9 protein-coding genes and 2 pseudogenes are annotated in these 8,775 nt (G+C 64.0%); 7 read left to right on the top strand and 4 right to left on the bottom strand.

All coding sequences use genetic code 11. The annotated features are described in order from the left end of the window. The 4 genes from JMJ56_RS34540 to JMJ56_RS31735 all read left to right on the top strand — a co-directional run. Positions 1-180: hypothetical protein (locus JMJ56_RS34540; RefSeq protein WP_236039001.1), on the top strand; the 180-nt coding region annotated here is incomplete at its 5' end. Between the two features lie 622 nt (positions 181-802). Further along, positions 803-949, top strand: a complete 147-nt coding sequence (locus JMJ56_RS31725) for a hypothetical protein (protein ID WP_202835871.1) — start codon at positions 803-805, stop codon at positions 947-949. A 982-nt stretch (positions 950-1,931) separates the two neighbouring features. Further along, a complete protein-coding gene (locus JMJ56_RS31730) occupies positions 1,932-2,435 on the top strand; it encodes an Hsp20 family protein (RefSeq protein WP_202835872.1) in 504 nt (167 codons plus the stop codon). After that, entirely contained in the window at positions 2,432-2,707 is a 276-nt protein-coding gene (locus JMJ56_RS31735; protein WP_202835873.1) for a hypothetical protein, read from the top strand. The genes JMJ56_RS31730 and JMJ56_RS31735 overlap by 4 nt, the downstream gene beginning before the upstream one ends. A gap of 180 nt (positions 2,708-2,887) precedes the next feature. Here the strand turns inward: JMJ56_RS31735 and JMJ56_RS31740 are convergent, their stop codons facing one another. Together JMJ56_RS31740 and JMJ56_RS31745 are read right to left on the bottom strand one after the other, a co-directional pair. Further along, positions 2,888-4,318: a hypothetical protein gene (locus JMJ56_RS31740; protein ID WP_202835874.1), complete on the bottom strand. Its 1,431-nt coding sequence runs from the start codon at positions 4,316-4,318 to the stop codon at positions 2,888-2,890. A 289-nt stretch (positions 4,319-4,607) separates the two neighbouring features. After that, positions 4,608-4,847 carry a DUF6894 family protein gene (locus JMJ56_RS31745; RefSeq protein ID WP_202835875.1) on the bottom strand — a complete coding sequence of 80 codons (240 nt, stop codon included), beginning with the start codon at positions 4,845-4,847 and terminating at the stop codon, positions 4,608-4,610. 738 nt (positions 4,848-5,585) lie between these two features. Here JMJ56_RS31745 and JMJ56_RS31750 point away from each other — a divergent pair. Both JMJ56_RS31750 and JMJ56_RS31755 read left to right on the top strand, forming a co-directional pair. Continuing rightward, positions 5,586-6,281, top strand: a complete 696-nt coding sequence (locus JMJ56_RS31750; RefSeq protein ID WP_202835876.1) for a calcium-binding protein — start codon at positions 5,586-5,588, stop codon at positions 6,279-6,281. A gap of 356 nt (positions 6,282-6,637) precedes the next feature. After that, a pseudogene (locus JMJ56_RS31755) lies at positions 6,638-7,355 on the top strand (IS6 family transposase). Positions 7,356-7,494: 139 nt separating this feature from the next. Here the strand turns inward: JMJ56_RS31755 and JMJ56_RS35145 are convergent. Then, the gene (locus JMJ56_RS35145; protein ID WP_268885183.1) at positions 7,495-7,620 is read right to left on the bottom strand and encodes a hypothetical protein; all 126 of its coding nucleotides are present in this window, start codon (positions 7,618-7,620) and stop codon (positions 7,495-7,497) included. Continuing rightward, entirely contained in the window at positions 7,617-7,757 is a 141-nt protein-coding gene (locus tag JMJ56_RS31760) for a hypothetical protein (protein ID WP_202835877.1), read from the bottom strand. The genes JMJ56_RS35145 and JMJ56_RS31760 overlap by 4 nt, the downstream gene beginning before the upstream one ends. A gap of 300 nt (positions 7,758-8,057) precedes the next feature. On the opposite strand from JMJ56_RS31760, the pseudogene JMJ56_RS34545 reads away from it, so the two are divergent. Beyond that, a pseudogene (locus JMJ56_RS34545) lies at positions 8,058-8,603 on the top strand (IS6 family transposase). Positions 8,604-8,775: the final 172 nt, after the last annotated feature.

The following is an 8,775-nucleotide window of genomic DNA, read 5'->3' on the forward strand; positions in this document are numbered from 1 at the left end:
CTGCGCATGCTGCTTGATCAGGAGATGGAGGCGCGAGGGATCAGAGACCCGGTTGAGATTGGGGCCGTGGCCGGGCTTTCAGCTATGGATGCTGAGAAGCTGTTGACCCGACGGCAATGGCGAGCTGGCGACTTGGCACTGCTGGAGCAGATGGCAGCCCGGCTTGGGGTGGAGGTCTAGCTCCAGGGCGACGGCTTTGAGAGAAGCCCATTTGGCCCCGGCCTGCCCTGACTGCAAATGGCCGGGGCGGTATCGTTTGCAGCCAACAAGCCTCTTCCGGCTCTCGCAGAAATAGACAATCAGCGACCCATTGACCGTAAATGGATTGTTAGTCTCGCAGAGCTATACCTCATCGCATGGCCCTGTTCCCGGATGAACCTCCGCCGGCTGCGCGCCCTGAACTAGAGCAGACTGCGGCTGACGGCCCGTTGGGAGGGCCTTCTTATACCTACCGCGGCGCGGTGATCGATTGCCAGAAAGGCGGTCTCGTCTGCTGCTTGGTCATGCCGGACCACCCCCTACACGGCCGAGGCTTCGGCTCCGTCTGTACCATTACATCGCTGGTGGACCTGTGGCTCGATGAGGGGCGGATGCCAAGCTACATGCGAGTGGTGGCGTCTAAGCTGAAGAGGAGGTGAGGGAATGCGGCGGCCGAAGCGCGCGCCCAAGCTGGTGATCGTGTGCCCAAGATGCGGCGCACTTTATGTCGATCCAGGCGGGGATGCGTCGGCATGGCGCTGCAGGGTCTGCGAGGCAGTGTTGTCGCGGGAAGGCTACGGCCTAAGCCCAGGCGGGAGATCGGATGAGCGGCGGCAGGGTCTATCCCGACAAGGCGACCTTTGACGCCGAGCTGGACCGGCTAACCAGCGTCTACCCCAAGCTCAAGGTGGCGGCGCAGAAGCAGGGCATCGAGATCGAGACCGCGGCCCGATCCGGCTTGCCCCTCTAAGCCTAGACCCCAGGGCCTCCCTTGCGGGCTTTCACTTTGCGGAGGTGCCTGCGCCAACCTTTCGACTTCCGTGGCGCAGGCGGCGGGGTGGCAGCCTCTGCCTCTGGCCCAATGCGTTCGAGTACGCGGCGGGCAGCGCGGGCTGCTGTGGCGACGGGTTTGCCAAGTGCGGTGTTCAAGAGATCAGAAATGGCCACGATGCCCAAAGTCCTCGCCTTGCTAGGGATTTTGCCTCCCCGTCGGCAAACAACGCAGCACCGCCCTGCACGTCGCCAACGGCTCGGCGCGCCCATTGCCTGCTCTCGCTTACCGCTAGTGAGCTGACGCTGCCGCAATCGGCTGTGCGCAAAGGAAAGCCGCCCCGTGGTTTCAGAGGGCGGCTTTAAGGAGAGGGTTTGAGAACCCTTGAAGTTTCAGCTTCAAACGCTGATTTCGGCATCGTACCGCTACGGTATAGATACAATATTAACATCATCGAGATTTGGCCGAAAAAAGCCCGCCCCTCGATGGCAAGGGGCGGGCGCAGGCAATCGGAACAATCCACAGGATGAGATCATCAGATCTCGCTTTCCACAACTCCTGATAAATATTTTCGTTTCATGTACCCGTCTGAGTTGCGACAAAACGCAACGGCCACTTGCCGCAAGGAAGTGGGCGCTGCCGCAATCGGCTCATGCAAAGAAAAGGCCGCCCGGGGGAGCGGCCTTGAGCCGCCTGGGGGGCGGCTTTGAAGTGCATGGGTTGCCTTCACTACGGAAGTAGTCCCCAAACACCATCTCGCAAGGCTGCTTTGCAAGCGTTCCGCCGCAGACGGGGCACCTTCAGCCGGCCAGCCGTTGCAATTAAACCGTCGCGAGGATCTTGAACGACGCTCCTGTAATTCCTCAATCAGGGCCGCCGGACGCCCGGATGGGGTTCTGTGGGAGCTGCCGGAGATCCGGCGCCGCCCGTGTCCATGTTGCTTCGTAAGGAGGATGTGGAGATGAGGACCGAGTATGACTTCAGCCCGCTGTTCCGATCGACTGTTGGCTTCGACCGGATGTTCAACCTGCTGCAACACGCGACGCGCGGCGGCGTGGACGAGACCTATCCGCCCTATGACATCGAGCGGACTGGCGAGGACAGCTATCGCGTCACGCTCGCGGTGGCTGGCTTCAAGCCCGACGACCTGAACGTGGTAGCCCAGCAGAACATGCTGGTCGTCACTGGCGAGCGGCGGAGCCGTGCTGAGGCAGACGGCGGAGAGCCGCGCCAGGTGCTGCACCGTGGCATTGCTGGCCGCGCCTTCGAGCGTCGCTTCGAGCTGGCCGACCATGTGACGGTGGCGGGCGCCGATCTCGCCGACGGCTTGCTAACGATCGAACTCAAGCGCGAGGTACCCGAGGCGATGCGACCGCGTCGGATTGAGGTCGGCAGTGTCAGCAGCAACGTGCTGCGTGGCCCACAGCCGCAGCGCCAGGTCGAGGGGCAAGCCCAGGTCGCTTGAGGCAGACGAGGAACTGGCTTGAGCTGCAGCAGACATCGCCCCGCTGCATGCCGAGCGGCGGGGCTGCCCAACCTTACAGAGGTGACGACGGCCGCGGCGCCATCATCGACTGCCTGAAGGCCGGACATGTCTGCTTGCTGCGGATGCCCGGCCACCCGCTCGACAGTCACGGCTTCGGCGTGGTCGGCACCATCACGCCCCTGGTCGACCTATGGGTCGAGGAGCAGCGTCTGCCGAAGTACATGCGGGCGGTGCCGATGGCGAAGTCCTGACCAGATTCGACCGCCTGATCCGCATTGCCGACTGGCTGGCAAAGGTCGAGGTTGGCAGTGTCGCGGCGAATGCTGCAATCCATGAGGCGACCGGCCAGACCGGACCGGTGCAGCTCTACAACTGGCCACGCGAGACCCTTCGCGCGGCCAGTGCTAGACTGTGTTCAGACTTCGGTCGCTTCAGACGTAGTACCAGGACCCAGTGGCCTCGTAATTCGCTGTCACCTGCCTAGCGACCGCGGCCCAGTCGATCGGCAGGGGCTCACCGGCGGGCTGCACCACCGCTTCCAGCGTCTGACCAAGCGCGACCAGGTCCTGCGAGGCGGGCAGGTCCAGCACCGGCAGCAGGATGCCATTGGCGACCGGCAACTCGGCCTTGTAGCCAGCGGTGCCATCGACCTCGCCGCCGGTGCCTTCCCCTTCGATCGCAGGCAGGGTCAGCCCATGGAACTGCACCTCGCGCCCGGCCAGCCGGTCGGTCAGTTCCTGGAACAGCGCAAGCTGGGCCGGGTCGGCCTCGTTGAAGTCGTAGGTCTGGTGCAGCACCAGGTTCCCCTTGGCATCGGCGACCGGGAAGGGCGCGCCGACCGCCGCATCGGTGACCGAGCCATCGGTGGTTAGCGCGAGGATGACCGGGCCGACCACCGGCTCGCCTTCCGGGTCCTCGACGAAGCCGTCATGGTCGGCATCAAGCGAGAAATTCGGCAGCAGCGAGGGGCGGTCGTCGGCGAAGCCATGGATATGGCCGGCGTGTTCCTGGCCAGGTTCCAGCCCGGTCATCCAGAGGTCGACCGAGATGGTAGCCGCGGTACGGTCCAGGGTGACGGTCGCGGCACCGAAGGCACCGGAGCCGTTCGAGGGTGCGATCAGCGCAGCGAAGCGATCCGCCTCCGCCCCGGCGATGGCGGGATCCTCGGGCGCCATTGGCCCAGTGCCCTCCAGGTTCAGCATATAGGGGGTGAGCAGCGTGAGCGCCGCGGCGCCGCGGTCGAGGAAGGTGGCGGAGTTCTGGATCAGCCAGTTCGCCGTCTGCGGGGCGAATTCGAAGCCGGGGATCAATTGCAGCCCCTGGGCGACCGGGATCTGCGGGTCGTAGCCGCCCGTGCCATCCACCTCGCCTGGGGTGCCGGCGCCGGCGCCGGCGCCGGGCGGCAGGTCCAGGCCGTGGAATTCCAGCACGCGGCCTTCGAAGCGGGCAGTGAGCCGGTCCAGGATTTGGGCATCACCGGCATCGGCCGGGTCCAGCGCATAGGTCTGGCTGAGGCGGAGCGTGCCATCGGCGGCCGCGGTGGGAAAATCGGGCGAGGCCTCGAGCCCGAAGCGGGCATCGCCGGTGGCCGTCAGCCCGGCGATGACCTGGCCATAGGCGCTTGATTCGCCTTCCGCAGTTTCGACGAAGCCGTCGCCATCGGCGTCGTCGGCTGCGACGGCAAGGCGCTCGGGCTGGTCGCCGAGGAAGCCATGGAGATGGAAGGGATGCACCTCCCCCGGGGTGAGGCCGGCGGCAGCGACATCCACCTTCAGGGTGGTGCCGTCCAGCGTGGCACGCGCCAAGCCGAGGACGCCGGAGTTGTTCCCGGGCGTGAGGAGGGTGAAGGCGGTTTGTGACATTGGACCGTTTGCTCCCGCATGCGCCCGTCCTGCCAGGAGGTTCCCGGCGCGTGGCAGCGCAAGGCAGCGGTAACGCGACATACAGGCCAATGGTGGAAGTACAGCATTCGAATAAGAAAGAATCTACGTCGATTTTATAGCGCAATATTGTGCTATGCTATCGAGACGCAAGTAAAAAGCAGAATAATCCGTGGCCGTGCTGGCAGCACCCGCTGATTGATAATAAGCAAACGGCGACCGGCGGTGTTCGACCTCGGCAGGGGGCATCCACACATGCGATAACCCCCCCTTACCGTGGCAAATCCATTGCATCCCTAAGCGTAACTATCGCCAGCGTTTGCCCTGCCTGATCTGCAACCTCGATCTGCGGCACAATCAACAGCCCACCACCGCGCAGGCGATCCGCAATCATCTCTCGCAACGCAGCAATCGCTTCCTTCTTGGCCGCGTCGAGGTCATGGAATTCAGATCCTTCCGGGTCGATGGTAAGCGTTCCGTTGACGCGAGTATGGAAGAAGAACCATAGCATCTCAGGGTCCTACGCCCTGCCGTTCGCCCCTGCCTGCCCGCTCTCAGACATTGGTCATTTGCGGTAATCCCCCCTTACCGCAAGTGATAAGGAGCTTGCCGCAATCGCGGATAACCGCCGATTTGGCGCCGGCCTGGGGGCGGACGAGGAAATACCTACTGCCCCACTCGCGGCGCGGTCGGCCTGCAGGGGGTGCTGTCGAGCAACAACAGCCCGTCGGCTGTCAAGGCCGGATGCAGCGCCTCGAACATCAACTCCCACCAGCCACGCAGGCACCAGCGCCGCCAGCGGTGGTAAACGCTCGACCAGCAGCCCAGCGCCTCCAGCAGGTCGCGCTAGGGCGCACCGGCGCGGCACATCCAGAGGGCCGCCTCGACGAAGCGGCGAAGCGCCACCTCATCATATTTCCACGCAAGCGGGAGGCCCTCCTGCCACTCAGGCGCCATTGAGGGACATACGTCGCATGGGGGCTTTTGCAGGCGGTCGGCACGGCAATCCGTTGCCTTCAAGCACCCGTGGATGCTCGCGGGCCAGACACCTGGCGCAGGCGAACTCCGAGAAACGTGACGTCGGTCTCAGCCCCAGCCATCGTATGCTTTGGAAAGCATTTAGCACCGTTATTTGGCGTTCTGGTGCTTCAGTGCTGCCGAACGGACCTGTCCTCACAAGAACATCGTCAGAAGACTTCATTCTTGGTCCGCCACGCCCGCTTTGTCACGTACCTGCCGGGAGGAAAACATGGCGTTTATTATCGGCACGGCCGGAGACGATCTTCAGCTTCACGGAACGTCAGGGGCCGACATCATCCGGGCATTGGGCGGGAATGACCTCTCCAACGCTGGTGAAGGAGACGACGTCTTCCTGGGCGGCGACGGCAATGACAACGCCTTTGGTGCTTTGGGCAACGACACGCTCATTGGTGAGCAGGGAGCCGACGAACTCGACGGGCAGGCCGGGGACGACATCGTGCGGGGTGGAGACGGCACAGATCGGCTTTACGGAGCCGAGGGGAACGACACCCTGTTTGGCGGCTTTGGAGGAGATTGGCTCCAGGGAGACGATGCCGACGATCTGCTGTTCGGTGGGGCTGGCCGGGACCATATGGAGGGCGGCGAGGGCAACGATCGCCTCAACGCTGGTTCTGGCTCGGACACGCTTTTCGGTTACGCGGGCAACGATACACTTAATGGAGGATCTGGCGACGACGACCTGGAGGGGGGCGAGGGAGCCGATCTTTTCCTCTTCGGCCGGACCTTCGGGGACGACGTGGTCGCCGATTTTGACGGCGCCGGAGGGGACAGGATCCATCTCAGCGGCGGATGCTATAAGCTCACCGAGAACTTCAACGGGTACGTTCTTATCGAGACCGCGGGCGGCTCGATCCTGTTCGAAGGGGTTCCGGCTGCCGGTTTTAACTCAGATTGGCTGGTCTGACGGCGCGACAGGGCCGCGATTCCGCAACCGACTTGAGCAGCGATGTCTATTTTTGGCACTCGCCAAGGTACCGTTAGGCATTGTCAACTTATTAGGCAACAGGGCGTGCGTCCAGATGGCAGCATGACCCTACGCCTCATGCTGCCATTTGGACGCACGTCTCATGCCGCCACACGATGAAGGCCTTGGCGCGAGCACGCCGATACTGAGCCGCGGTCATCAGATGCCGTCGTGGACGGAAGTGGCCGTAGATCATCGCGTGGGATGACAGAAAGCGCTGGGCCTGCGTCAGCGACTTGAATCGCTGGCATTGCCAAGTTGGCGATCTCTGTCCGGAACGAGGCGGCTGCACCAAGCTGGGTTGATGATGCCCGAGCCCGTCACCTACTCCGGCTACCGCTTCCGGCCGAGATCATCAGCCATGCTGTATGGCTTTATCATGTCTTCAGCCTCAGCCTGCGAGATGTTGAGCTAATCCTTGCCGAGCGCGGGATCATGGTCACCCACGAGAGCATCCGGCAGTGGGGCCTGAGGTTCGGGGCCGACTTCGCCCGGAAGCTGCGCCGGCGCCGGCCGAAGCCGGGCGACACCTGGCACTTCGATGAGGTCTTCCTGCGGATCAACGGTGTGCTGCACTACCTCTGGCGCGCGGTGGATCAGCACGGGGTCGTACTCGACATCCTGGTGCAGGGCGGGCGGAACGCGACCGCGGCCAAACGCTTCTTCAAACGCCTGCTGGCCGGCCTGAAGTACAATCCGAAGCGCATCGTCACCGATGGCCTGCGCAGCTACGGCGCGGCGAAACGCGAGGTCCTGCCCGATGTACGACACCGGACCAGCCGATACCTCAACAATCGTGCCGAGAACTCACATCGGCCGACCCGACGCCGGGAGCGCCAGATGCAGCGCTTCAAGTCGCCCCGGCAGGCACAGCGGTTCCTGTCGGCGCACAGCGTGATCTACGGTCACTTCCGACCGCGGCGGCACCTCATGACCGCAGCCCGGTACCGGCATGCCCGCGCTGAGGCTTTCGGGGTGTGGCAGCAGGAAACCTGCGCCCGGACGGCGGTGTGACGACGCATGTCGTCACGCAATGCGTCCCAGCGCGGCTGTTGAGGAAACAAGTTGCAATGCCAGGCAGAGAGTGCAGCGGCCGGGATCTCGAGATGGCGCAGGGCTGATCGGGCGCGGCACATCCGGCCGCCTGCAGCGGTCAGGCCTTCGGCTGTCGCGTCAGGTCCCGGATCGTCTTGGCCGACAGCACGGCCATGCCGCCCAAGGCGGTGCCTGCACTGAAATGTAGGGCGGCAAGGATCGGCAGGTAGAGCAGCGCGATCATGAGCGCGCCTTCCCCCTCAAGGAGCCGGCCACAAGCGCCGCGCTGGCCAAGCCCGCGCCGAAGGCGACGCCGCCGACCACGGATAGCATCACCACAAGCCCAGTGACGATGCCAGGCGGCGAGAGCAAGCGGACCATGAGCGATCTCCATCCAAACCAGCTCATAGATGGAGGGACGCGGCCATCCTGTAAGTGGTCCGACCTCGCCTTGGCCAAAGACCGCCGGGGCGGCACAGCCAGGTCGGGCATGGCTTGGCGGGCCGGGGCCGGCCCGGCAAGAATCCGGAATGGATCATGCCCCTGGACGTGGTGGGCTGAGCCGCGGACCACCCGGGGCGGGCAGCCGCATTACTCGGCCCTGGCCATCACCACGGCGCTGACCTTGCGATCGGGTGTCCAGTCCTAGCCGTCCATGACTGGGAGGCGAAGCTCGCACCGATGCTGGCTGACGAACTCCGTCGACGCCGGCACGGCAAGGGCGGCACCCGCCGCCGACGCTGGCACGTGGATGAAACATACCTGAAGGTTGGTGGTCGGTGGACCTACCTGTACCGGGCTATTGACCGCAACGGCAACCTTGTCGACGCCATGTTGAGCGAGCACCGCGACATGGCAGCGGCCCAAGCCTTTTTCCGCTCGGCAAAATCGCTCACCGGTCAGGTCCCTGACTAGGTCACCACGGATGGGCACGGCTCCTACCCGCGTGCAATCAGATCAACGCTTGGCCGGCGGGTCGTCCATCGCAACAGCGCCTATAAGAATAGCAGATTGGAACAAGACCACAGGGGCTTGAAAGGCAGCATTCGATGTATGCACGGCTTCAGAAGCTTCGCGTCAGCGGAGCGCTTCTGCCGAAGCTATGACGAGCTCCGCCACTTCCTCCGCCTCCAGACCCGCCATAACCAGCACGTCACCGCCAGCCGTCGTCGCCTGCTTCATCTCCGCCGCGCCAGCATTGCGCCAGCTATTCTGGAAGTGGTGTAGCCGGAACCGGCATCACCCCGCGCCGGCAGGCTTGGCGCGAGCGTTGGCAGAATCGATCAGGGCTCCAAGAATGCACGTCTGATATGAGAACCGCATGCTCTGTCGCGAGCCTATCCGGGCAGGATAAGGCCTGAAGCCCCAGTTGGGGATCATGGACAATGAACTGCTCCGT

The sequence above is a fragment of the Belnapia arida genome (assembly GCF_016773205.1).
Lineage (GTDB): Bacteria > Pseudomonadota > Alphaproteobacteria > Acetobacterales > Acetobacteraceae > Belnapia > Belnapia arida.

Excerpts from the sequence above, each read along its gene's own strand:
- JMJ56_RS31725 (WP_202835871.1), top strand. The coding sequence starts at position 803 with ATGAGCGGCGGCAGGGTCTATCCCGACAAGGCGACCTTTGACGCCGAG.
- JMJ56_RS31730 (WP_202835872.1), top strand. The coding sequence starts at position 1,932 with ATGAGGACCGAGTATGACTTCAGCCCGCTGTTCCGATCGACTGTTGGC.
- JMJ56_RS31750 (WP_202835876.1), top strand. The coding sequence starts at position 5,586 with ATGGCGTTTATTATCGGCACGGCCGGAGACGATCTTCAGCTTCACGGA.
- JMJ56_RS35145 (WP_268885183.1), bottom strand. The coding sequence starts at position 7,620 with ATGATCGCGCTGCTCTACCTGCCGATCCTTGCCGCCCTACATTTCAGT.
- JMJ56_RS31745 (WP_202835875.1), bottom strand. The coding sequence starts at position 4,847 with ATGCTATGGTTCTTCTTCCATACTCGCGTCAACGGAACGCTTACCATC.
- JMJ56_RS31760 (WP_202835877.1), bottom strand. The coding sequence starts at position 7,757 with ATGGTCCGCTTGCTCTCGCCGCCTGGCATCGTCACTGGGCTTGTGGTG.
- JMJ56_RS31740 (WP_202835874.1), bottom strand. The coding sequence starts at position 4,318 with ATGTCACAAACCGCCTTCACCCTCCTCACGCCCGGGAACAACTCCGGC.